This window comes from Haloleucobacter ellipsoideus (assembly GCF_052491725.1).
Genome location: NZ_JBQWAR010000016.1, coordinates 18,408 through 40,785 on the forward strand (window position 1 = coordinate 18,408; position 22,378 = coordinate 40,785).

At 63.2% G+C, this 22,378-nt stretch carries 20 protein-coding genes; 9 read left to right on the plus strand and 11 right to left on the minus strand.

Annotated elements, in window-relative coordinates; translation table 11 throughout:
• Positions 1–157 precede the first annotated feature (157 nt).
• Positions 158–472, plus strand: coding sequence for a DUF3253 domain-containing protein (locus ACT6QG_RS04570; RefSeq protein ID WP_444976398.1), 315 nt, complete (start codon positions 158–160; stop codon positions 470–472).
• 69 nt (positions 473–541) lie between these two features.
• Here ACT6QG_RS04570 and ACT6QG_RS04575 read toward each other — a convergent pair whose 3' ends face one another.
• The 4 genes from ACT6QG_RS04575 to ACT6QG_RS04590 all read right to left on the minus strand — a co-directional run bounded on the left by ACT6QG_RS04575 (position 542) and on the right by ACT6QG_RS04590 (position 4,321).
• The gene (locus ACT6QG_RS04575; protein ID WP_444976399.1) at positions 542–1,351 is read right to left on the minus strand and encodes a YdcF family protein; all 810 of its coding nucleotides are present in this window, start codon (positions 1,349–1,351) and stop codon (positions 542–544) included.
• Between the two features lie 94 nt (positions 1,352–1,445).
• Positions 1,446–2,606 carry a tRNA guanosine(34) transglycosylase Tgt gene (tgt, locus tag ACT6QG_RS04580; RefSeq protein WP_444976400.1) on the minus strand — a complete coding sequence of 387 codons (1,161 nt, stop codon included), beginning with the start codon at positions 2,604–2,606 and terminating at the stop codon, positions 1,446–1,448.
• Positions 2,606–3,679: a tRNA preQ1(34) S-adenosylmethionine ribosyltransferase-isomerase QueA gene (gene queA / locus ACT6QG_RS04585; protein WP_444976401.1), complete on the minus strand. Its 1,074-nt coding sequence runs from the start codon at positions 3,677–3,679 to the stop codon at positions 2,606–2,608. Before queA ends, tgt begins: the two co-directional genes overlap by 1 nt.
• 36 nt (positions 3,680–3,715) lie before the next feature.
• On the minus strand, positions 3,716–4,321 hold the full coding sequence (locus ACT6QG_RS04590) for an exopolysaccharide biosynthesis protein (protein ID WP_444976402.1): 606 nt from the start codon (positions 4,319–4,321) through the stop codon (positions 3,716–3,718).
• A 388-nt stretch (positions 4,322–4,709) separates the two neighbouring features.
• Between ACT6QG_RS04590 and rnr the strand changes: the two genes are divergently transcribed.
• The 4 genes from rnr (at position 4,710) to ACT6QG_RS04610 (ending at position 9,460) form a co-directional block, all read left to right on the plus strand.
• Positions 4,710–6,977, plus strand: a complete 2,268-nt coding sequence (gene rnr, locus ACT6QG_RS04595; RefSeq protein WP_444976506.1) for a ribonuclease R — start codon at positions 4,710–4,712, stop codon at positions 6,975–6,977.
• A gap of 72 nt (positions 6,978–7,049) precedes the next feature.
• Positions 7,050–7,772, plus strand: a complete 723-nt coding sequence (locus ACT6QG_RS04600; RefSeq protein ID WP_444976403.1) for an NUDIX hydrolase — start codon at positions 7,050–7,052, stop codon at positions 7,770–7,772.
• 15 nt (positions 7,773–7,787) lie between these two features.
• Positions 7,788–8,987: an MFS transporter gene (locus ACT6QG_RS04605; RefSeq protein WP_444976404.1), complete on the plus strand. Its 1,200-nt coding sequence runs from the start codon at positions 7,788–7,790 to the stop codon at positions 8,985–8,987.
• A 32-nt stretch (positions 8,988–9,019) separates the two neighbouring features.
• Positions 9,020–9,460 (plus strand): YqaA family protein, encoded by a 441-nt coding sequence (locus ACT6QG_RS04610; protein ID WP_444976405.1) that lies wholly within the window; start codon positions 9,020–9,022, stop codon positions 9,458–9,460.
• 23 nt (positions 9,461–9,483) lie between these two features.
• Here the strand turns inward: ACT6QG_RS04610 and ACT6QG_RS04615 are convergent, their stop codons facing one another.
• Entirely contained in the window at positions 9,484–10,107 is a 624-nt protein-coding gene (locus tag ACT6QG_RS04615) for a hypothetical protein (protein WP_444976406.1), read from the minus strand.
• 267 nt (positions 10,108–10,374) lie between these two features.
• Between ACT6QG_RS04615 and ACT6QG_RS04620 the strand changes: the two genes are divergently transcribed.
• Positions 10,375–11,271, plus strand: a complete 897-nt coding sequence (locus tag ACT6QG_RS04620; RefSeq protein WP_444976407.1) for an ATP-binding protein — start codon at positions 10,375–10,377, stop codon at positions 11,269–11,271.
• Between the two features lie 81 nt (positions 11,272–11,352).
• Here ACT6QG_RS04620 and ACT6QG_RS04625 read toward each other — a convergent pair whose 3' ends face one another.
• The 3 genes from ACT6QG_RS04625 to ACT6QG_RS04635 all read right to left on the minus strand — a co-directional run bounded on the left by ACT6QG_RS04625 (position 11,353) and on the right by ACT6QG_RS04635 (position 16,562).
• Positions 11,353–13,461, minus strand: a complete 2,109-nt coding sequence (locus ACT6QG_RS04625) for an SPOR domain-containing protein (RefSeq protein WP_444976408.1) — start codon at positions 13,459–13,461, stop codon at positions 11,353–11,355.
• A 99-nt stretch (positions 13,462–13,560) separates the two neighbouring features.
• The gene (argS, locus tag ACT6QG_RS04630; protein WP_444976409.1) at positions 13,561–15,321 is read right to left on the minus strand and encodes an arginine--tRNA ligase; all 1,761 of its coding nucleotides are present in this window, start codon (positions 15,319–15,321) and stop codon (positions 13,561–13,563) included.
• Between the two features lie 32 nt (positions 15,322–15,353).
• The gene (locus tag ACT6QG_RS04635) at positions 15,354–16,562 is read right to left on the minus strand and encodes a deoxyguanosinetriphosphate triphosphohydrolase (RefSeq protein ID WP_444976410.1); all 1,209 of its coding nucleotides are present in this window, start codon (positions 16,560–16,562) and stop codon (positions 15,354–15,356) included.
• 186 nt (positions 16,563–16,748) lie between these two features.
• Between ACT6QG_RS04635 and erpA the strand changes: the two genes are divergently transcribed.
• Complete coding sequence (erpA, locus tag ACT6QG_RS04640) at positions 16,749–17,114, plus strand: iron-sulfur cluster insertion protein ErpA (RefSeq protein ID WP_444976411.1); 366 nt, start codon at positions 16,749–16,751, stop codon at positions 17,112–17,114.
• Between the two features lie 94 nt (positions 17,115–17,208).
• Here the strand turns inward: erpA and ACT6QG_RS04645 are convergent, their stop codons facing one another.
• Both ACT6QG_RS04645 and ACT6QG_RS04650 read right to left on the minus strand, forming a co-directional pair.
• Entirely contained in the window at positions 17,209–18,369 is a 1,161-nt protein-coding gene (locus tag ACT6QG_RS04645; protein WP_444976412.1) for an alginate O-acetyltransferase AlgX-related protein, read from the minus strand.
• A gap of 10 nt (positions 18,370–18,379) precedes the next feature.
• Positions 18,380–19,735, minus strand: a complete 1,356-nt coding sequence (locus ACT6QG_RS04650; RefSeq protein WP_444976413.1) for an MBOAT family O-acyltransferase — start codon at positions 19,733–19,735, stop codon at positions 18,380–18,382.
• A gap of 211 nt (positions 19,736–19,946) precedes the next feature.
• Between ACT6QG_RS04650 and xth the strand changes: the two genes are divergently transcribed.
• Together xth and ACT6QG_RS04660 are read left to right on the plus strand one after the other, a co-directional pair.
• On the plus strand, positions 19,947–20,735 hold the full coding sequence (xth, locus tag ACT6QG_RS04655) for an exodeoxyribonuclease III (protein WP_444976414.1): 789 nt from the start codon (positions 19,947–19,949) through the stop codon (positions 20,733–20,735).
• Positions 20,732–21,154: a GFA family protein gene (locus ACT6QG_RS04660; RefSeq protein WP_444976415.1), complete on the plus strand. Its 423-nt coding sequence runs from the start codon at positions 20,732–20,734 to the stop codon at positions 21,152–21,154. The genes xth and ACT6QG_RS04660 overlap by 4 nt, the downstream gene beginning before the upstream one ends.
• A 22-nt stretch (positions 21,155–21,176) precedes the next feature.
• Here the strand turns inward: ACT6QG_RS04660 and ACT6QG_RS04665 are convergent, their stop codons facing one another.
• Positions 21,177–21,998: a tetratricopeptide repeat protein gene (locus ACT6QG_RS04665; RefSeq protein WP_444976416.1), complete on the minus strand. Its 822-nt coding sequence runs from the start codon at positions 21,996–21,998 to the stop codon at positions 21,177–21,179.
• Between the last annotated feature and the right edge of the window lie 380 nt (positions 21,999–22,378).

A 22,378-nucleotide genomic window follows, 5' to 3' on the forward strand; every position in this document is an offset into this window, starting at 1 on the left:
ATTCCTGCCTGAATTCAGGGTAAACGCATGTTCCAGATGCCAGATCCATGGCCGGAGCAAATGAGAGGGCATGCTTCTGTGCATTTCGCGCACAAATGCCGCACTCCCCCGAAGGTCGGCATTGTGGAAACGGCGAAACTGCCCCTACCAAAGACGCATGACACATCCTGCTCCCGGCGCTGATTCCAGCGCGACATCTTCCGCCATCGATCATTCCGGCCTGCCGAAAGAGATTGAAGAGGCCATTCTGCGCCTTGCAGCCGCCTGCCCTGCCGGCCGCACACTGGCACCGATGGATGTCGCACAGGCGGTGGCCCCCGGTGAAAAATGGCAACAGGTTCTGCCGGAGGTGCGGCGTGTGGCGCTCCAGCTCGCAGAGGCCGGCCAGCTTCTGATCTACCGCAAGGGCAAGCCGATAGATCCGGCGCAGTTGCGCGGGGTGTATCGGCTGGGGCTTCCGCGGAACGGCTAAATCAGAACCAGACGACATGCCGCCGGGCCGGGCGCGCACGGCCGACAACATCGCCCTGCCCGGTTCAGATCACGGCTTTGGTGCGGGAAACAGGGCGTCGGTCTTACCTGTCATGTAATAGGCGATGAGGCCGACCCATTCCTTCACGCTGACATCGGTAAAATCCAGTCCGCTTGCGGCGCGCGAGAACATTTCGTTCAGCCGCTCCGTGCTCACGGTTCGGAAATCGACCGGTGCCGGAATGATGGGGAAATCCACCGCCCGGAAGCAGCCCACGGCGCGCGGCATATGGAATGCGCTGGTGATGAGCAGCCAGTTCTCACCCGCCTTGGGCTGAAGCAGCCTCTTGGCGAACAGGGCGTTCTCGGCCGTGTTGCGGGAATATTCCTCCAGCTCCACACGGGCGGGATCAATACCCAGAGCTGTCAGGCTCTCACGCATCATCTGCGCCTCACGCCCCACACCCTCCGGCATCAGCGCACCACTGCCGCCAATGAAGGCGAGCCGCGCCTCCGGATAGCGTCGGGCATATTCGGCAAACATGATGATGCGCTCACCCGCTTCCGAAAAGGCCGGCTGCCCCCGTGCAAGGCCAATATCCGGCAGTTCCGCGCCACCCAGCACCAGAATGCCGGTAATGGGCCGCCCGTCATCGTGAAACTGCGGAAACCGCTCTTCAAGCGGGGAAAGAATGTAATTCGCCAGCGGGGAGAAGCCAAAGACCACAAGCCCGCCGACCGACACCACCAGAAAGACCCGCCCGATCCATCTCCAGCCGATCACCAGCATCACCACCGCCAGCGCCAAAAGCAGAACGAGTGCATTTGAAGGGGCGGCGAAAAACCAGAACAGTTTGGATGCGGCGAAGAAAGTATCCATGCAAGCAGCTCTCCCGGCTCAGATGACCTTACGTCATGATCCGTGCAATGTCAGGCTGAAATGGTATCGACAGGTGCGTCATGCTGCCCAAAGCCTATCCCTGCCATGGAGCGATATCACCACGTGCCCAGCCCTCCTTGGTCTGCGCCATGTAATCGGCATAGCGCCCCTCGGCGATAGCGGCGCGGGCACCGGCCATGAGCTGCTGGTAATAATGGGTGTTCGCCCATGTCAGCAGCATGGAGCCGAGCATTTCATTGCAGCGGATGAGATGATGGAGATACGCGCGTGAATAGTCCCGCATGGCGGGGCACTCACTGGTTTCATCCAGCGGGCGCGGGTCATCGGCGTGGCGGGCATTCTTCAGATTGATGCGGCCAAAGCGGGTGAAGGCCAGGGCATGGCGGCCGGAGCGGGTGGGCATCACGCAATCGAACATGTCCACGCCACGGGCAACCGATTCAAGGAGATCATCCGGAGTACCCACGCCCATCAGATAGCGCGGCTTGGTGGATGGCAGGTGCGGCTCCACCGTCTCGATCATCTCCAGCATCACCTCTTGCGGCTCACCCACCGCAAGGCCGCCAATGGAATAGCCGGGGAAATCCATATCCGCCAGCGCCTGGGCCGACTCCACCCGCAAGGTTCTGGAAGCCCCGCCCTGCACGATGCCAAAAATGGCCCGCCCCTTGGGCTGAAGCTCAAAGGCCCGCCTGGAGCGCTCGGCCCAGCGCAGGGAGAGGCGCATGGCGCGCTCGGTATCCTCATCCGAGCAGGGGAGCTTCACGCACTCATCCAGCTGCATCTGGATATCTGCGCCCAGAAGCCCCTGAATTTCGACGGACCTTTCCGGCGACATCATATAGGGCGCACCATCCACATGGGAGCGGAAGGAGACTCCCTCCTCGCTCATCTTGCGCAGTGAAGAGAGGGACATCACCTGAAAGCCGCCGGAGTCGGTCAAGATCGGCCCGTCCCACCCCATGAAGCGATGCAGCCCGCCGAGCCTGGCAATACGTTCGGCACCGGGGCGCAGCATGAGGTGGTAGGTATTGCCCAGCACCACATCCGCACCGGCTTCCTTCACCTGATTGAAATAGAGCCCCTTCACCGTCGCAGCCGTGCCCACAGGCATGAAGGCCGGTGTGCGGATGCGCCCGCGCGGGGTGGAGACATAACCGGTGCGGGCCGCGCCATTCTTGCCGGTGATGGTGAAGGAGAAGGTGTCAGGCTTGGAAGCAGTATTTTCAGTCATCATGGGGCTGTTTGTGGCAGAAGCAGGCAGGCATCGCCATAGGAATAGAAGCGATAGCCGGTGGCAATGGCGTGGGCATAGGCGCGCTTTTGCGTTTCATGCCCCACAAGGGCCGCCACCAGCATCACCAGTGTGGAGCGCGGCAGATGGAAATTGGTCATCATCGCATCCACCGCGCGAAAGCGGTACCCGGGGGTGATGAAGATATCCGTTTCGCCGATGAAGGGGCTGACCACACCATCCGCGCTGGCGGCACTTTCCACCAGACGGGTGGATGTGGAGCCGACAGTGAAAATGCGCCCGCCCCTCGCCTTTGCGGCATTCAGTGCGGCGGCGGCCTCGGCTGAAACCTCCCCCCACTCCGCATGCATGGTGTGGCCTTCCGTGTCATCGGCCTTTACGGGCAGGAAGGTGCCCGCACCCACATGCAGGGTTACGCGCACCACCTCGACGCCCTTGGCCTCCAGCTCCCCCATCAGGGCCGGGGTGAAGTGCAGGCTGGCGGTGGGGGCGGCGACAGAGCCATCAACGGCGGCGAACAGGGTCTGGTAGTCTGTCCGGTCACGCGCATCCTCGGCGCGGCGGGCGGCGATATAGGGCGGAATCGGCATATGGCCGACACTGGCAATGGCCGCATCCAGCTCCGCACCGGAGAGGGCGAAGGACAGGTCCACCTCCGCCTCGCGCTTTTCGGTGACAGTGGCTTCCAGCTCCATCCCTTCCGCGCCCTCGAAACGGATCACATCTGCGATGCGCAGACGCTTGGCGGGCTTGGCGAAGGCCGTCCAGACGCGCCCATCACGCCGCTTCACCAGATTGGCCTCTATGCGCACATCACTGCCGCCCTCACGGCTGCGTATGCCATTCAGCGCTGCGGGGATGACGCGGGTATCATTCACCACCAGCACATCACCGGCATGCAGAAAGGAGGGCAGATCGCGCACATGCGCATCCGTCAGCTCCTCCGCGCCACCGGGTTGCACCACCAGCAGGCGGGCACTTTCACGCGGCTCGGCGGGGCGCAGGGCGATCCGCTCGGGCGGAAGCTCGAAATCAAAGGCGTCAACACGCATCGGACCAGACCGGAGGCATATGAGAACAGGCGCGCATCAGATGATGGCCAGCGCGCCCTTCCAGAGCGCCCATGCCATGAAGGCCAGCGCGATAAGGGCGAGAATGCTTGCAACATAGCCCACCATGATGATGAGCCCATCCCGCTCCACAAGTCCAAGGCCAAGAATGCAGACCGCGATTCCCGGCGGGATATTGCCGAAGAAGGGAATCGGCAAAAAGGCCAGCACCAGCCCCAGCACGACCACGGTCGCCCCGATCAGGTGCCGCCCCAGCGGACCGGACACATGCGCATAACGCGGCTGGGACCAGTTCTCGAACTTGCGGATATAGGGGCGCGAGCGGTTGACGACCTTTTCCAGCATGGCGCGGGAGAAGGTTCGCCTTGCGATCACATCCGGCAGCCACAGATCATGCCGCCCCAGCGCCATCTGAAGCCCGATGAGAGCCAGAATGATGCCGCAGATGACGGGTATGCCGGGCGGCATGGGAATGCAGTTTGGAATGCCAAACAGCAGAAACAGGATGCCGAACGCACGATTGCGCAGGGCATTGACCAGATCGCCGATAGCCACCTTGTCTCCCTCCTGGGAGGAAAGAACAGCTGCAAGCAATTCAGAAGTACGGGGCGTGCGGTGATCCAAAACGGCCTCGACGGCGAAAAAACCTTAACTCGACGTTACCCCCTCTTAGCATCGTGAAAGCGGCAGCGTGAGGGCCAAAATGCGCTGGCGGGGTTTTCAGCGCCTCGCGACAAGCTATCCACAAGCCGGCCGCCTGCCCTGCCCGTGCGGATGAAACGAGAAAAAACCGCGCCCCCTCGCATTTCGGCGCAGCCTGATTATGCTCACCGCGACGCTTCATCCGGGCGTCCTTGCATGGAACCGCCAGACATTGCCTAAACGCCCCACCAAGCGCACCGCCACGCCCGCCCCCTCCCGTCCTTCCAAAACCCGCGCCGCACGCAAGCGCGCGGCGGCAGAGCAGGCGAATGCGGAAGCGTTTGTCTTCGCCCCCCGCGCCAATGGCGAGATGCCGTCAAAGAAGGAAATACTGGCCTTCATCGCCTCTCATGGCGGCGATGTGGGCAAGCGGGATATTGCGCGCGCCTTCGGCCTTTCCGCCCCGCAGAAGGTGGAGCTGAAAGCCATGCTGCGCGAGCTGGCCGATGAAGGCACGGTGGACCGGCGCCAGCGCAAGCTGCATGTGCCCGGATCGCTGCCGGGCGTCGTTCTGGCGGATATTACCGGGCGCGATTCGGATGGAGAGCTTGTCGCCACCCCGGTGGAGTGGGACAGCGAGGAGCATGGCGAGGCGCCCCGCATCATCGTGCGCATTCCCCGCACCAATGGCCGCCGCCCGGCCAAAACGCCCGCGCCGGGACTGGCAGACCGGGTCTTGCTGCGTATTGTGGAAGGCAGCCCGGAACTGGGGAACATCTATGCCGGGCGCATCATCAAGGTGCTGGAAAAGGCCCGCAAACAGACCCTCGGCATCTTCCACAGCCATCTGGAAGGTGGCGGGCGCATCGTGCCCATAGACAAGAAGGCCGCCGGACGTGAACTGATGGTGCCGCCCGGTGCCGAAGGTGGTGCGAGCGATGGCGATCTGGTCAGCGTCGAGCTTCTGCGCCAGCGGGTTTTCGGCCTGCCCATGGCGCGGGTGAAGGAGAAGCTGGGCTCACTCAAGCATGAGAAGGCTGTCAGCCTCATCGCGCTGCATGCCCATTCCATTCCCCATGTCTTTCCCGAAGCGGTGGTGAAGGAGGCCGAGGCGGCACGCCATGCCACGCTGAAAGGGCGTGAGGACTGGCGACAGCTGCCGCTCATCACCATCGATCCGCCCGATGCCAAGGACCATGACGACGCTGTCCATGCGGCAATGGACAGCGACCCCGCCAATCCGGACGGCTTTATCGTGACCGTCGCCATTGCCGATGTCGCCGCCTATGTCCGCCCTGGCTCGGCGCTGGATCGCGAGGCATTGCTGCGCGGCAACTCGGTCTATTTCCCGGACCGGGTCGTGCCCATGCTGCCGGAGCGGATCTCGAACGATCTGTGCTCCCTGCGCCCGGAAGAAGATCGCCCGGCAATGGCCGTGCGGATGGTGATCGGCGCGGATGGCCGCAAGCGCCGCCACAGCTTCCACCGCATCATGATGCGCTCCGCCGCCCGTCTCGCCTATGCACAGGCGCAGGATGCCATTGAAGGCCGCACCGATGACACCACGGGGCCGCTTCTGGAATCCGTCCTGAAGCCGCTTTATGCCGCCTATGCCGCCGTGAAACGGGCGCGGGACCAGCGCGAGCCGCTTGAACTGAATCTGCCGGAGCGCAAGATCGTGCTGACGCCAGAAGGCACGGTGGACCGGGTGACCGTGCCATTGCGGCTGGATGCGCACAGGCTCATCGAGGAATTCATGATCCTCGCCAATGTCGCGACAGCGGAGATGCTGGAGGAGAAACGCTCTCCGCTCATCTATCGCGTGCATGATGCACCTTCGCTGGAAAAACTCTCCGCGCTGCGGGACTTCCTCAAGACCATCGACATCGCCCTGCCCCGCACGGATGCGGTGCGCCCAGCGCATTTCAACCGCATCCTGCATCAGGTCGAGACGAGCGATCTTGAACCGCTGGTCAATCAGGTCATTCTGCGCAGCCAGTGTCAGGCGGAATATGTCTCCGAAAATTATGGGCATTTTGGCCTGAACCTGCGCCGATATGCGCACTTCACCTCTCCCATCCGCCGCTATGCGGACCTTGTCGCCCACCGTGCGCTTATCCGCGCACTGGGGCTGGGAACGGACGGGCTGCCGGAGGAAACCACCCCGGCCATGCTCGGCGAGGTCGCCGCGGCCATCTCGGTGACAGAGCGGCGCGCCATGGCGGCGGAGCGGGAAACCGTGGACCGGCTGATCGCCCATCATCTGGCCGATCAGGTGGGAGCCACCTTCAATGGCCGGATTTCCGGAGCCACCAAGGCGGGCCTGTTCATCTCCCTGGATGACACCGGCGCAGACGGCTTCATTCCCGCCGCCACGCTCGGGGCGGATTATTTCCACTTTGATGAAGCCCGGCAGGCCCTGATCGGCTCCCGCTCCGGCGAAATGCACCGCATAGGTGACCGGGTGGAGGTGAAGCTGATAGAAGCCGCCCCTGTTGCGGGCGCCCTGCGCTTCGAGCTGCTTTCGGAAGGCACAAGGCTGAAAGGCGCCCAGCGCCGCTCCGCCCGCCCGGCTGGGCGCCCGAAAGCCGGACGTTCCCCCGGCCCCGGCCGGAACAAGGTCGGCCGGAAGAAATAGATCCATCCCCGGATGGATCTGACGTCCGCGCCCAGAGAGAGTTGAACGCGCATGACCGACATGCAGGATTACATGAACAGACTGCTCAAGGATGAGCGGGGACAGAACTCGAACTATATGCGCCCGCGTGATGCATCCGCCATCATCGTGGTTGATCGCAAGGGGCGCCAGCCCCGCCTCCTGATGGGCCGCCGCCACCCGGACATGAAATTCATGCCGAATTTCTTCGTCTTCCCCGGCGGCCGGCTGGAGAGTTTCGACAAGTCCATGCCTGTTTATGGCGTACTCGATTCAGACAGCGAACGCCGGTTGATGAGCGGCGTGCAGCGCCCCAGCGCGGCACGGGCACGCGGGCTTGCCACAGCCGCCATACGCGAGCTTTATGAGGAAACCGGTCTGCTTCTGGGCTGCTCCGATCTGGGCGCGCCGCAAGTTCCCTGTGAGGATTGGGACGCCTTCCGGCAGCATGGCATCTATCCTGATCTGGGCGCGCTGACCTTTGTGGCCCGCGCCATTACGCCGCCACGCCGGCCGCGCCGCTTCGACACCCGCTTCTTCGTGGCCGATGCGGCCACCATCTGTGGGGAAGTGCCGGGCATGGTGGGGCCGGACAGGGAATTCGTGGACCTGCGCTGGTTGACCTTCGAGGAAACACGGTCCATGGAGCTTCCGACCGTCACCCATGTCGTCATCGAGGAGCTGGCCGCACGGTTCGAGGCCGGCTTCCATCCACGGCTGCCGGTGCCTTCCTATGCCATGCGCCATGGCCGCATGGTGCGGACCCTGATTGCCTGAACAGAAAACCGATCCATGCACGCCCCAGTCCCGCCGCCCAAGGCGACAAGCCAGACGGCCATGAGCCAGGCGGCTTCGATAGCCATCGCCATATCCGCCATCGCCGTCGTGGGCGTGGGTCTCAGCCTGTCCATCCCGCTTCTGGCGCTGGAACTGGAATCGCGCGGCATCTCCAGCACCCTGATCGGGCTCAACACGGCGGTTGCGGGCCTTGCAACCATCATTCTCGCGCCCTTCGTGCCCCGCATGGTGCGCACCATGGGGGCGCGCGCGCTGCTCATCTCGGGAACGATTGTCACCGCCATATGCCTTCTCTCCTTCAAGGCGGTGCCCTCCTTCATTCTCTGGTTTCCGCTGCGTTTCATTTTCGGCGGGGCGCTGTGCGTTCTGTTCGTTGTCAGTGAGTTCTGGATCAATGCCGTGGCCCCGCCCCATCGGCGCGGCCTGATCATGGGCATCTATGCCACGGCGCTTTCAATCGGCGCGGCATTGGGGCCGGTGATGCTGAGCATTCTGGGCTCGACCGGCTGGACCCCATATGTCGCCGGTGCGCTTGTTTTGCTGGCTGGCGCGCTGCCCATCCTGTTTGCACGCGGCATGGCGCCCGCCATCGCGGACAATTCCAGCCACGGCATTTTCACCTTTTTGCGCCGCTCCCCAACCGCCCTTCTGGCGGCGCTGGTCTTCGGGGCGATGGAGACATCGGTCCTCAGCTTCCTGCCGGTCTATGGCATGCGGCTTGGCCTGCCGGAGGCCAGTGCCTCCCTGCTGCTGACAATCGCCGTGATGGGCAATGTCGCCTTCCAGATTCCGCTGGGCCTTGTCAGCGACAAGGTGGATCGTCGCCTTCTGCTGTGCGGCTGCTCGGCGCTCGGGGGCGCGGGCTGCTTTTGCCTCACCCTTCTCGATGCGCATAGCTTTGCCTTTCTCGCCATGGTGTTTCTGGCCACAGGCGTGGTTGGTTCACTCTATACCGTCGGGCTTGCGCATCTGGGCGCGCGTTTCCATGGCGGGGATCTGGCCGCCGCCAATGCGGCTTTCGTGATGATGTATTCCGTCGGCCTCATTGTCGGCCCCCCGCTCACGGGCGCGGGCATGGATGCCTATAATCCCTATGGCTTTGCCATCGTGATCGGCGGCAGCCTTGCAGCTTACGCGCTTCTGGTTGCTGTGCGCCTGCTTCAGAGACGCGATGAGGCCGGTGCTGCCGGCTGAGACGCGCTGCGGCTGATCCGGGCGGGAGGGCCATGGAAGATCTGTTTCCCCTCGCCGGGCTGTTCGCGGTCGCCTTCATTGCCGCAACCCTTCTGCCCGCGCAGTCCGAGGCTGTGCTGGTGGGCCTTCTGGCATTGGGCAACTACAATCCGGTCACGCTTGTTCTGGTCGCGACAGCGGGCAATGTCGCAGGCTCTGTCATCAACTGGCTGATGGGCGTGGGTGTCGAGCACCTGCGCCATCACCGCTGGTTTCCTGTGAGCGAGAAGGGGCTTGAGAGGGCCTCAGGCTGGTATCGACGGTGGGGGCGCTGGAGCCTGCTGCTGAGCTGGATGCCCCTGGTGGGCGATGCCCTGACCGTGGCGGCCGGTGTGATGCGCGAGCCCTTCTGGAGCTTTGTCCTGCTGGTGACCCTCGCCAAGGCCGGCCGTTACATTGTCCTCACCCTCATCACGCTGGGGCTGATCCAGTAGCGGCGCACTATCGCCGTCACATCTCACCAGCGGTGCGACAGGCCGGCGCGGATGCTCTTGTCATAGCTCGTGCCCGTGTCCGTCAGGCTGGTGGTCACATTCAGATTGCCGAAAATATTCTGGCGGGCGGACAGCCGATGCTGAAAATTATGCGCACTATCCGTGACAGAGGTCGCGATGGAGAGGGTTGTGCCCGTATTCTCCAGCTTCACGCTCAGGGATTTGTCAGTTTTCCAGCTGCTGTCTCCGGAAAGCCTGTGCGTCACGGCATAGCTATCCGCCAGCGTGGCCTTGAGACCATCGGTGACAACCCATGACCGGGAGAAGTTCGTGCCGATGCGACTCTCTTCCGCTGTGGGATTGATGACAAGATTCACCGCCCCATTCTGCCACATCAACCATTCCGGCAATCTGGAAAGCGAGACGCGGGCATAGGCCGTGCCACTCACCGAATCCACTCCCGGCACCGGCTGGGGCGCGATGCTTGCCGGCGGTGCGGACATGTTCAGCCCGAAGGTCGCCCCCAGCTCATCCAGGCTGGTGGAATAGTTCATGGAGGTTGAGCCGTTCGCATTCAGTGCACGGCTGGCGGAAGACACCACCTCCCCGGCATTGGCGGAGAGTGGAACCAGCAAGGCAGGCAGCATGAAGGCGCCCGCCATTACATCTACTGAACGGATATTCCGTTTTACTCGCATAAGCTCTGCCTTTCGCGAATGAGTGCCGCACGGCCCCCGGCAAAAGCCCCACATTCATGCGCGTCCGTTTCACTCTGGTAGAAAGAAGTTAAGGCGAGCTTGTGATGCAACCTGAACCTCACCACACAACCCTGTGAGACCATCCGGAATATGGCCGTCGGATCACGCTTGCAGTCAGGCGCACCCGGATCTATCCCCATGGGCGGAGGAATACGCATGTCTGCTCAATTGGATTCTGAAACTGTCCAGAACACCCTCGCGACGCTGGTCCGCATTGCGAATGCTCTCGAGCGTCTGGCCCCGCAGCCGCCATCCATGGCGGATCTGGATGCCGCTGATGCTTTTGTATGGCAGGCCAATCCGGCTCATCTTGAGCCCGTGGCGCGGGTCAACCGCGTCGAGATGGAGCTGCTGCAGGGCATCAGCCGTGCACGCGAGCAGCTTCTGGAAAACACCCGCCGCTTCGCTCATGGCCTGCCGGCCAATAATGCCCTGCTGTGGGGTGCGCGCGGCATGGGCAAGAGCTCGCTGGTGAAGGCCGCCCACGCCATGGTGAACAAGACGCTGGACACCAAGGATGGCCCGCGCCTGAAGCTCATCGAGATTCACCGCGAGGATATCGAGACCCTGCCGGGCCTGATGGCTCTGGTCCGCGGTTCCCATCACCGGTTCATCGTGTTCTGCGACGACCTCTCGTTTGATACCGATGATACCTCATACAAATCCCTCAAAGCCGTGCTGGAAGGCGGCATCGAGGGGCGGCCCGAGAATGTCCTGTTCTATGCCACCTCCAATCGCCGCCACCTCCTGCCGCGCGACATGATGGATAATGAGCGCTCCACCGCCATCAATCCCGGCGAGGCGATTGAGGAGAAGGTGTCGCTGTCAGACCGTTTCGGCCTGTGGCTTGGCTTCCACAAATGCAGCCAGGATGAATATCTGGCGATGGTCGCCGCCTATATCGCGCATCACAATCTGCCGATCGAGGAAGCCGCTTGGCGGCCCGAGGCGCTGGAATGGGCCACAACGCGCGGCTCCCGCTCCGGGCGCACTGCCTATCAGTATATTCAGGATCTGGCCGGCCGGCTGGGCGTGCCCCTGATTGCCGCCTGATCTTGCGGCAAAAGATGAAAAAGGCGGCGCTCCATCATGGGGCGCCGCCTTTTTTGTTCATGGGCCAAGCAGTTGGCCAGCCTATTCGCGATTGACGACGCAGTCGCCGCCCTGAGCGCGCAGGCTCTGGCACAGCTTGTTCGCCTCATCGCGGCTGGCGAAGGGGCCGACCTGAGCACGATAATAGATGCCCCGCTCACCCAGATTCACCTGCTTCACGGAAGCTGTATAGCTGCTGAGCAGGTTGGGATAGCGCGTCTGCAATGCCTTCCAGGAGCCCTGTGCATCCGCCTCGGAACGCTGGGAGGCCACCTGAACGACAAAGCCATTCCCGCCCGTGCTGGCCGCCGCCGGGAGATCCGCCTCCGGCTCGCTCAGGGGGCTTTCGGTATTTTGCGCGACAGTCGTCGCTCCGCCATCCTCGACCACGGTGCCATCCGCACGCACGGTCAATGTGCGCACCCGCTTCGGCTCCGTGGTTTCCGGGGTTATGCCCTCGGGCGGCGTCGCGCGCGGAGCGGCCACCGTGGACACATCCACCGGAGCCTCTTCACGCGGCAGCACCTGCTCGTCTGCACCCGCAGTACCCACGCGATCATAGATCATCTTCTGCTGCGGATCAGGCGCGGAAGGCGGGGTAATGATCTTGCTGGGGTTGGTATCGGCACGAATGACCGGCGGCGTGCTGCCGGAGCCGATGAGCGTTCCGCCCGTTACCATCCGATAGGCAAAGACACCGGCCGTGCCCAGCACGACGATTGCAAGCCCCGCTGCAACGGCAAGAACGGCGCGGCGACCCTTCCTGCGGCGCTGCTCCCCATCATAGATCTCCTCCCCATGCGGCGGCATATAGCCGTCATCGGCATATTCGGGATCATAGCGGTCGTCATATTCATCATAGCCATACTGCTCGCTTTCGCGGCGTGTGGCCGAATAGGCATAGTTCGCGCTGTCCGGCTTTCCGGCCGGCTCCTCGCGCGCAGGCGCTGGCGCGGGGCGCGGCGGGGGTGGCGGTTCGCGATAAGCGCCCGGGGAGAACTCGTCCTCCCGCGGCCGGGCAGCGGCCTGAGCCTCCCGTTCCTGCTGCACGGCCCGCTGATGAGCCAGAGACCCATAACCCAGACGAACGGAATTCCCGTTCTCGTCAACCCGGTCCGCCGTGGAGGGCGGGGTCAGCAAAGTGCGCTGGGGCGGGCTTTGCAGGCTGGGGGCCCGGCGCTGCGGTGCTGCGGTGCGCGGATCCGGCTGCCGGGCGCGCTCATCTGCGCCATAGGCCGGGCGTTCGGCAGAAATATCCTGCCGGGCGGCAACGCGCGCGGCACGCTCTGCCGCCGCCACCTGACGCGGATCGAGTGCCTGTGGCTCATCCAGCCCCGGAGTTGCAGGGCGTGTCCGCCCGGCCATCAGGAAGGCGGGCGGCTCGGGGCGCTGGGCGGGGCTCTCACGGCGGGTGCCGGTTTCAGCCTCATATGCCTCTGCGCCTGAAGGACGGGGGGGCGCCGTGCGGGGTGCGGGAGGGCGATCCTGACGCACATCTGCCCGCGGGGCCGAATCAGGCGGAGGAAGCTCACGACGGTTGGCGATCTGGCGCGCCTGGGCCTGACGGGCCTGCTCCTGGCGCATCAGTTCCTGCCGCGCGGCCTCGCGACGTTCTTCAATCTGCTGCTGGCGCAACTGGCGTGCATGGGCCTCACGCACCTGTGCTTCCCGCAACTGGCGCTCCTGCGCATAGTCCTGCGGTTTCTGCTCAGGTGCACGCGGCGGCCCAGGCGCACGTGGAGGGGCCTGCCGGGCGGCGGCCTGCTTGGCGCGCAGGGCCTCAAGCCGGGCGGCCTCTGCCCGCAATTCCTCTATCCTGGAGGGGTCCCGCCGCGGGGGAACCGGCTCTGTTCCGCGCGGCTGCGGGCGAGGCGGGGGCGCGAACGCATCCTGCTCATCCATCAGGCGGGCAAGCTCCGCGAGTGGGTCAGCTCCGCCGGGTGCGGCAGGCGTGGGAGCCGGCGCACGCACCTGACGAACCGGCGGACGCTCCGCAGGCCGGGGCGGCGGTGCGGGAGGGGTGCGGGGCGGCGCGGCCGGCCCCGAAACCGGGCGCGCGGGCGGCGGCACGGGCGGCGAAGCCGGTGTCCGTCGCCCATCTTGCCCTGCACCGTCCTCGCGCCGGTAGCGGAACCTGCTGTCGTCGCTCATGTCGCCTCGATATCACGCGATGCCGCTCGATGCACTTTCCACCCGGGCAGGCGGCACGGACCCGGCGCGACCTGCTGCCTGGGAACCGCGAACGAGCGGCTAGATCATCTCCTCGACGGCCTCTACCCCCAATATATCCAGACCGGAGGCGAGTACCGCAGCCACGCCATGAACCAATGCCAGGCGAGCCGAGGTCAACTCTCGATCATTCTCTATAATGAAGCGTAAATGAGGCAGGTCTTTTCCTCTGTTCCACTGCCCGTGAAAATCACTGGCCAGCTCATGCAGAAAGAAGGCGATCCGGTGCGGCTCGCGCGCGCTGGCCGCCTGCTCCACAAGGCGCGGCCAGGAGGCCAGACGCTTGAGCAGCCCCTGCTCTCCCTCATCATCCAGACGCACCAGAGCGGCAGAGCCATAGGCACGCGCCTCGGCGGGCAGATCGCTCAGCGTGGCATGGGCATTGCGCAGAATGGAACAGGCACGCGCATGGGCATATTGCACATAGAAAACCGGGTTTTCGCGTGACTGCTCGATGACCTTGGCGAGATCGAAGTCCAGCGAGGCATCATTCTTGCGGAACAGCATCATGAAGCGCACCGCATCCCGGCCCACCTCATCCACCACATCGCGCAGGGTGACGAAAGATCCTGCCCGCTTGGACATGCGAACCGGCTCACCATTGCGCAGCAGGCGCACGAGCTGGATCAGCTCCACATCCAGATCGGCCCTGCCCGCGCTGACAGCCTTCACGGCCGCCTGCATGCGCTTCACATAGCCCCCATGGTCCGCGCCCCAGACGTCGATCATCTTGAGGAAACCGCGGTCCACCTTGTTCTTGTGATAGGCAATATCGCCCGCAAAATAGGTGTAGCTGCCATCCGACTTGATGAGCGGGCGGTCCACATCGTCACCAAAGGCGGTGGAGCGGAACAGGGTCTGCTCGCGGTCTTCCCAGTCTTCCGCAGGCGCGCCCTTGGGCGGCGGAAGACGGCCTTCATAAACCTCTCCCGAAGCACGCAGGCTCTCGATTGTGGCCGCGACCTTGTCCTCCCCCCCGCGCGAGAGGGAGCGTTCGGAGAAGAACACATCGAAACTGATGCCAAGAGCGGCCAGATCCTCACGAATGGCGGCCATCATCATATCAATGGCCACATCGCGTACCAGCGGCAGCCATTCGGCTTCCGGCAGGGCCTTCAGCCTGTCACCATGCTCTTTCGCCAGCACCTGACCGACCGGAACGAGATAGTCACCCGGATAAAGTCCATCCGGGATCGTGCCGATGTCCTCGCCCAGCGCCTCGCGATAGCGCAGGAAAGCGGAGCGGGCGAGCACATCAACCTGTGCGCCCGCATCATTGATATAATACTCCTTGGTGACGGCGAAGCCGGCAAAAGCCAGCAACCGGGCCATGGCATCCCCAAACACCGCGCCCCGGCAATGGCCCACATGCATGGGGCCGGTGGGGTTGGCGGAGACATATTCCACATTCACCGGCGCATTGGCGCCAAGGCTGGTGCGCCCGAAATCCCGGCCCTGCTCCAGCACGGCGGCGAGCACGGTGGGCCAGAAGGAGGGTTCCAGCGTGATATTGATGAAGCCGGGGCCGGCCACATCCACCTTGATCACATGGGGAGCGGCGGCAAGCTTTTCCACGATGCGCTCGGCCAGATCGCGCGGCTTCATGCGCGCTTCCTTGGCCAGCACCATGGCGGCATTGGTCGCAAGATCGCCATGGCTCGCATCACGCGGGGGCTCCACCACCACGCGGGAAAGATCAAGCCCGGCAGGCACGAGGCCCTCGGAAGCGAGGGCGGCGACAGCTTCGCGCACATGCACTGCGAAGATCGCATAAACGTTCATGGGGTATTCCGATCGATTGGCCGGGGTCGCGCCTATCGCAGATCCGGCGTCGTGTCAAAAAAACGGGCGTGCTGGTCCAGGGCATAACGGTCCGTCATGCCGGCGATATAGTCTGTCACCCGGCGGGCGAGGCGCTCGTCGTTCAGGCTCTCCAGATCGTCATGCCAGGAAGGCGGCATGTCGTGCGGATGGGCCAGAAAATGGGCGAACAGGTCACGCACGACCTGCTGGGCATCCGCCATGACCCGCTCCACCCGCGCATGGCGATACATCTGCGGATAGAGAAAGCCCTTCAGCGCCTGCTCCGCCCGGGTCACCTCCGGGCTGAAGCCGACGAGGGGGTGCCCGAGAGCGCGCACATCCTGAGCGCTTGCAACGCCAGACCGGGCGGCGCGATTCTCGCTCTCCAGCACCACATCCTCGATGAAACGGGTGATGACACGGCGCAACACCTCACCCACGGCGCGGGGCATTTCAAGGTTCGGATACAGCGTGCGCACTTCCAGAACCGCATCCCCCACCAGCGGCAGTGTGGTCAGGTCATCCAGCGTGAACATGCGGGCGCGGATGCCGTCATCCAGATCATGGACATCATAGGCAATGTCATCGGCAATGGCGGCCACCTGCGCCTCTGCGCCCGCATGGCTCCACAATTCCAGATCCTGCTGCTCATTATAGGCGGCAAAGGCGTGAGGCAGGCCGGTGGAGGCATAGCGGCCGATGCCATTGCCCTCCCGGTCGGTCAGCGGACCATTGTGCTTGGCGATTCCCTCAAGGGTCTCCCATGTGAGGTTCAGCCCGTCAAACCGCGCATATCGGCGCTCGATGCGCGTGACCACGCGAAGAGACTGGGCATTATGGTCAAACCCGCCCTGCTCCTTCATGCAGTCGTTCAGCGCCCGCTCTCCGGCATGGGCGAAGGGAGGGTGGCCAAGATCATGCGAGAGAGCCAGCGCCTCGGCCAGATCCTCATCCAGCCCCAGAGCACGGGCGATGGAACGCGCCACCTGCGCCACCTCCAGCGTATGGGTCAGCCGCGTGCGGTAATGATCCCCCTCATTGAAGCTGAAGACCTGCGTCTTGTGACGCAGACGGCGGAAAGCCGTGGAATGGATCACCCGGTCACAATCGCGGCGGAAGGCGCTGCGGGGCGGGCTGTCCTCCTCCGCCACCAGACGGCCACGAGACGCATAAGGGTCCGATGACCACAGAACGCGAAGCTTCGCACCGGAAACCGCCATGCCGCACCCTCCCTCACCCCATGTCCCGTCCGCGCCCTGTCACGCCGCGCAAGGGCAGTTGATACCGCCCGGATGACAGTTGCGCGTCACTCCGGCAAGCGGAATACGCCGCATGCCCTTTAAATTCTGCCGCCCTGCCCTTACCTTTCAGGGGAGTTGCCAGCTTCTGTTCGCAAAGTCGATACCATGAATGCCACACAGCCCATTACCACGCACGCTTCGGAGCCCACGGCTTTTTCCATCACCGACAAGGCCGCGCGCAAGATCAGCCAGATCATGACCAAGGAACCTCAAGGGTCTTTCCTGCGGCTGAGCGTGGAAGGCGGAGGGTGCTCCGGCTTCTCCTACAAATATGACATCACCACCGAGCAGAATGACGATGATTATGTCGTCGAGAAAAATGGCGCAAAGCTGGTGGTGGATGCCATCTCGCTTGATTATGTGCGCGGCTCGGAACTCGATTATGTCTCGGACCTGATGGGGGCTGCCTTCAAGGTGCAGAACCCGCTGGCGGTAGCCAGTTGCGGGTGCGGCACCAGCTTTGCGCTCTGAGGCTGGCCCGCCCACAGGCACCCAGGAGCCATATCGCATAACCGAAAAGGCTGGCGCATGCCCTGCGGCCAGCCTTTTTTACAGGGCGGACAGCTTAAGGGGCGGCGCCTTCCGGCCAGCCCCTCATGCCGGGGCGCGGCAGCCCGGTGGGCCAGTCCCCCGCCTCGCAGGGGAAGAAGCGCTCGGTGCGGGCATAGATCAGAATATCCGGCGCAAAGCGCTCAATATCCGTAAAATTGAAATCACATGAGCCGGTGACGAGCCGGGATGCGTGCATCCATGCCACCACGCTTGCATCGGAATTCACGAACAGATTGGCCCAGAAGCCGCCTGTGAAGGAATCGCCCATGATGAGCACGCGCGGCCCGGTCTTCGCATAATCGAAGGCCACAGAACGGAAGGCCGGGTGCACATTGTGATGAAGCAGCGCAGGGTCTGGCCGGGGAGCAGATGCGCGTACGGGGACATTCGGCGCAAAATTGTGGGTCTTGATGTCCGGCGGCATCCGCATGGTGCGCAGAAGATCACCGGCGGGAATCTCATACATGTGGCCCAGCATGGTGTTCATATCCAGCTGCCAGCCGGGCTTGTCCGCGGCGCGCATCACCGCATTGAAGGCCAGCATGGAAGAGCGGACATTCCAGTGGGTGTCGGTCTCCAGAAAGCGCGGCTTGGGCGCCTCGCGCAGCACCTCTCGCAGGTCCACCGTGGTCACGCCCTCGGCACGCAACCCGTCCAGCGCGAGCTGATATTCCGTGGTGGGGTAATTCAGCGCGTCATGCCATGGCGGCAGCTCATCCAGATCGACAGACTGGGCATTCGGCGGCAGGGCGACAACGATTTTCGTGCCGCGCGGGCCCAGAATGCGCTGCATCTCGCCAATCATGAAGACGAAGCGCTCCACATCCTGCGTGCGCACCAGTGCCCCGGAGGACTGGAAAGGTGCACCCTCCCTCCCCCAGAAGAACTGCCCGTTCCGGCCCGTATAGACATTGTTGGTATCGGGCGAGGACACCTCCTCGCGGAAGTTGCGCAACATCAGCGGAATGGTGGCGCGGAAGCCGAAATTGTCATTCAGATACTCCCCCGCAATGCGCAACCCCTGTTGCAGACGCACATCCCAGGAGGCCGAGGGGTTGTATTCCGTACGCGCCTCCCACCGGCCCAGAGGGTCCGGAATGACATTGGAAAGCAGCAACAGGCCGGTAAAACCGGCAACAACAGCCCCAAGATAGCGGCGATGGCGTGAGAGCATTCTCATGGCATCAGAACCGGTAATAGAGGAAGGGCGTGGAGGTCGTGCCCCCAACCCAGATAACGCTCAGCACCATGATGGCGGCAATGAGGGCATAATCCGCAATGGCCGACAACACCCCCTCGCCACCAAACAGCCGGTTCCGCCGCCAGCGGATGAAGCCGATGAGTCCGCCGCCCACAAGCGCCGCCACGGAAAGCGGGTACAGGCCGAAATAGAGCGCCATGGATTCACGATACAGGCCATTGAACCCGGCCAGACCCTGGAACATCTGCACCGCCCCATCCAGCGTATCCGCACGGAACCAGACCCAGCCGAGCATGACCACAACAACGGCATAAAACTGGGAGATGAAGCCCGGAAGCCTCTTCAGAACCTTGCCCAGCCACGCCCGTTCCAGAATCAGGAACGCGCCGTGATGTGCGCCCCAGATCACAAAATTCCAGCTCGCCCCGTGCCACAGGCCACACAGCAGGAACACGATGGAGAGGTTGATATAGGTGCGATACTCGCCCTTCCGGTTTCCACCCAGCGGAATATAGAGATAGTCCCGCAGGAAGGCCGACAGGCTCATATGCCAGCGCCGCCAGAACTCGGTGATGGAGCGCGCCGTATAAGGCATGCGGAAGTTGCGTGGCAGGGCAAAGCCCACCATCACGCCCAGCCCCACGGCCATGGTGGAATAGCCGGCAAAGTCGAAATAGATCTGGATGGTATAGGCATACAGGCCCAGCCATGCCTCGATGAAGGTGGGGTTGGTTGTGGCATCGAACACACCATCCACCAGCCGCGCCACCTCATCCGCAATCAGCACCTTCCAGCCCAGACCAATGGCGAAAAGGCGTGCACCGGCAGAAAAGCGCCCCCATGTGGTGCGCCGCTCCGAAAGCTGGCGCGCCACGGTGGAGTAGCGCACGATGGGGCCGGCCACCAGCTGCGGGAACATGCACATATAGAGGGAGAATTGCGCAAAATCCCGGTTCGCCCGCACCTTCTTCTTGTAGATGTCGGCAAGATAGGAAATCGCATGGAATGAATAAAAGGATATTCCAAGCGGCAGTGAAATCTGCGGAACGGGAAGGTGAAGCCCCATTGGCCCCACCACATCATTCACATTATCAATGATAAAGCCGGTATATTTGAACACACCGAGCAAGGCGAGGTTGAAGGTGACGCCATAGGCCAGCACCCGCTTTCGCTCTCCCGCCTCTCTCTGGTCAATGGCCAAGGCGAGATAATAATTCACCGCAACCGAGACGAGGAGGATGAGAATGTGCGGTGTATAACCCGCGCCATAAAATACGAGTGAAAAGGCAAGGAATATGTAATTCCGCGTCGTGATGGTCTTCGCGGAGAAATAACTCACCAGGAACAGCGGAAAGAAATAAAAAAGAAATTCGATTGACGCGAACGTCATACGCCCACTTCCACCTGTTCCAGTTCGGGTGTGTGCATGCCACCCTTTAGCCGCACATGCAAGCCGCGATGCACCCAGCCCGGCTCACATCTTCACACCGCAGCCCTCTTGCCGCCCCGGGCTCAGGGCTTATCCTGCCGCCCAAAGGAGCCGCCCCGACATGCGCATCGCCACCTGGAACGTCAACTCCATTCGCCAGCGGCTGGACCACGCCATTGCATGGCTGCAGGAAACCCAGCCAGACGTGGTCTGCCTTCAGGAAATCAAGTGCCAGACAGAAGCCTTCCCGCGCGAGCCTTTCGAGGCACTGGGTTATAATGTCGCTGTCCATGGGCAGAAAACATTCAACGGCGTCGCCCTGCTCTCCCGCCTGCCGCTGGAGGATGTGACCCATGGCCTGCCGGGTGATGAAGAGGACACGCAGGCCCGTTTTATCGAGGCGGTTGTTTCGGTAAAGGGCGGCGTGGTGCGCGTGTGCTGCCTCTATCTGCCCAATGGCAACCCGCCGGATACGGAAAAATATCCCTACAAGCTGGGCTTCATGCAGCGCCTGACAGCTCTGGCCGAGGACCGGCTGAAGCTGGAAGAGCCTCTCATTCTCGCCGGGGATTTCAATGTGATTCCCGCCGCCATAGACGCCGCGGAGCCGGAGGCGTGGGTGAATGATGCGCTGTTCCTGCCACGCACCCGCTCCGCCTTCCGCAGCCTCCTCAATCTGGGACTGACAGAAGCCGTGCGCGCCACCACCGATGCCGCCCGCCTCTACAGCTTCTGGGACTATCAGGCCGGAGCCTGGCAACGCGACAAGGGCATCCGCATCGATCACCTGCTGCTTTCTCCCCAGGCGGCGGACAAGCTGGTGGCGACAGGCATAGACAAGCATGTGCGTGGCTGGACCAAGCCTTCCGACCATGTGCCCGTGTGGGCGGAATTCTCACTTTCCGCATGAGCGGAAGGTTCCGCACACCCATCGAGGGCGGCTGCCTGTGCGGGCAGGTCCGCTATCGCATCAGCTCTGTCACCAGCGCCTTCTGGTGTCATTGCACCATGTGCAGACGCGCTTCCGGCGCATCGGCAGTGCCATGGGCATCCGTGCCGCGCGGGGCTTTCCATATGGTGCGGGGAATGCTGCGCCAGTTCGAATCCTCGCCCGGTGTCAGGCGCGGCTTTTGTGGCGCATGCGGCAGCCCGATCCTCTTCGATATGGCGCAGGAGAGCGAGGTCGATATCACGATCGGAACTCTGGATCAGCCGGATGCCCTCTCGCCGACCCATCATATCTGGACAGGCTCGCAGTTGAACATGTCACATGGGCTCGGATCAGCCCTTCCCCATCACCCGGCAGAGTGCGGGGCCAAGCTGCCCTGATGGGGTGCGCCCCCGCTCATGTTCAGCGCTGCGCTGTCTTCAGCCACTTTTCCAGATAGCTGTATGCCTTGGCCTGATCCTCCTGCGAGGCTTCGGCGAAGATTTCCTCGTGCAGGTCAACCACCCACTTGTCCTCAGGCCGGGCGGCCCCATCACGCGCCAGGGTCAGCCACATCAGGCCGCGTGCCGGCTGACGCACGATCCCGTCCGCCCCACGGAACAGAAGCTCACCCAGAAGAGCCTGGGCCTCGAACTGGCCTTTCTGTGCGGCAAGGGTCAGCCAGCGGCCGGCGCTGCGGGTATTGCGGTGGCCATTGATGCCTTCCAGATACAGGCGCCCCAGACGATACTGGGCCTCTGGATCACCGAAATAGGATGCGGCGTAGGAGAACATGTCCCGCGCGCGGTTTTCATCCCGCGCGACACCGGCGGAAGGAATGCCCACCAGATAGTAGGACCCCAGGGCGACAAAGGCGTTCGACACAAAGCGCGCCTGCGGCGTGCCCGGATAGTCTTCCGCGTGGGAGTTGGCGATATTGCTGAAATAGCGGAACGCCTTGGCGTCATCGCGGGTGACGCCGTCACCATCCGCATAGATGCGCCCCAGCTTCCACTGCGCAACGGCATGGCCCTGCGCGGCGGCATAGCTCAGGGCATCCAGCCCCTTGGCGGTCTCGCCGGAACGCAGGGCGCGGGCGCCGGTGCGGAAGGCTTCATCCACGGTGACCACCGCCGGAGCCTGCGGCACATTGGCGGGGGGCGTCAAAATCTGCGGGTCAAGCCCGTTGGAAGCGGTGCCATCGAAAGCATGAGCCTGTGGCACGCTGAGCCAGATGCCCATCATTCCGGCAAAAAGGGCACCAGCAAAACACCAAGAAGGGCGTGCGGCCGGGCGATGGCCCGCAAGGCTCCTGTGATGCATGGGCGCGCCGCCCTGAAGAGAAAGATGATTCATCGACATAATGCTGGAAGCATCGCAGGAAGCATTGGCAATATCGGGGCCGAGACAAGGCAACCCTACGGCGCCCCGGTGGCGGGAAGAAACCGGCAACCTGCGCGCATGCCTGCGGCCCGTGACAACCACACTCATGATAACTGACTGAAACGCCACCGAATGCTTCCGCATTTTGCTCATACCTCGAACAAAGCGACGTCAGATGCACTTGCAAGCCGTACCCGCAACTGCACTGCTCCGCTTCACCTTCCGGTTTCATGGCGTTTTAT

Coding starts and splice junctions, on each gene's coding strand:
- ACT6QG_RS04665 (WP_444976416.1), bottom strand. CDS start 21,998: ATGATGGGCATCTGGCTCAGCGTGCCACAGGCTCATGCTTTCGATGGC.
- ACT6QG_RS04635 (WP_444976410.1), bottom strand. CDS start 16,562: ATGGCGGTTTCCGGTGCGAAGCTTCGCGTTCTGTGGTCATCGGACCCT.
- ACT6QG_RS04575 (WP_444976399.1), bottom strand. CDS start 1,351: ATGGATACTTTCTTCGCCGCATCCAAACTGTTCTGGTTTTTCGCCGCC.
- queA (WP_444976401.1), bottom strand. CDS start 3,679: ATGCGTGTTGACGCCTTTGATTTCGAGCTTCCGCCCGAGCGGATCGCC.
- ACT6QG_RS04600 (WP_444976403.1), top strand. CDS start 7,050: ATGAACAGACTGCTCAAGGATGAGCGGGGACAGAACTCGAACTATATG.
- ACT6QG_RS04610 (WP_444976405.1), top strand. CDS start 9,020: ATGGAAGATCTGTTTCCCCTCGCCGGGCTGTTCGCGGTCGCCTTCATT.
- ACT6QG_RS04570 (WP_444976398.1), top strand. CDS start 158: ATGACACATCCTGCTCCCGGCGCTGATTCCAGCGCGACATCTTCCGCC.
- rnr (WP_444976506.1), top strand. CDS start 4,710: ATGCCGTCAAAGAAGGAAATACTGGCCTTCATCGCCTCTCATGGCGGC.
- tgt (WP_444976400.1), bottom strand. CDS start 2,606: ATGACTGAAAATACTGCTTCCAAGCCTGACACCTTCTCCTTCACCATC.
- ACT6QG_RS04625 (WP_444976408.1), bottom strand. CDS start 13,461: ATGAGCGACGACAGCAGGTTCCGCTACCGGCGCGAGGACGGTGCAGGG.
- argS (WP_444976409.1), bottom strand. CDS start 15,321: ATGAACGTTTATGCGATCTTCGCAGTGCATGTGCGCGAAGCTGTCGCC.
- ACT6QG_RS04620 (WP_444976407.1), top strand. CDS start 10,375: ATGTCTGCTCAATTGGATTCTGAAACTGTCCAGAACACCCTCGCGACG.
- erpA (WP_444976411.1), top strand. CDS start 16,749: ATGAATGCCACACAGCCCATTACCACGCACGCTTCGGAGCCCACGGCT.
- ACT6QG_RS04615 (WP_444976406.1), bottom strand. CDS start 10,107: ATGCTGCCTGCCTTGCTGGTTCCACTCTCCGCCAATGCCGGGGAGGTG.
- ACT6QG_RS04645 (WP_444976412.1), bottom strand. CDS start 18,369: ATGCTCTCACGCCATCGCCGCTATCTTGGGGCTGTTGTTGCCGGTTTT.
- ACT6QG_RS04660 (WP_444976415.1), top strand. CDS start 20,732: ATGAGCGGAAGGTTCCGCACACCCATCGAGGGCGGCTGCCTGTGCGGG.
- xth (WP_444976414.1), top strand. CDS start 19,947: ATGCGCATCGCCACCTGGAACGTCAACTCCATTCGCCAGCGGCTGGAC.
- ACT6QG_RS04605 (WP_444976404.1), top strand. CDS start 7,788: ATGCACGCCCCAGTCCCGCCGCCCAAGGCGACAAGCCAGACGGCCATG.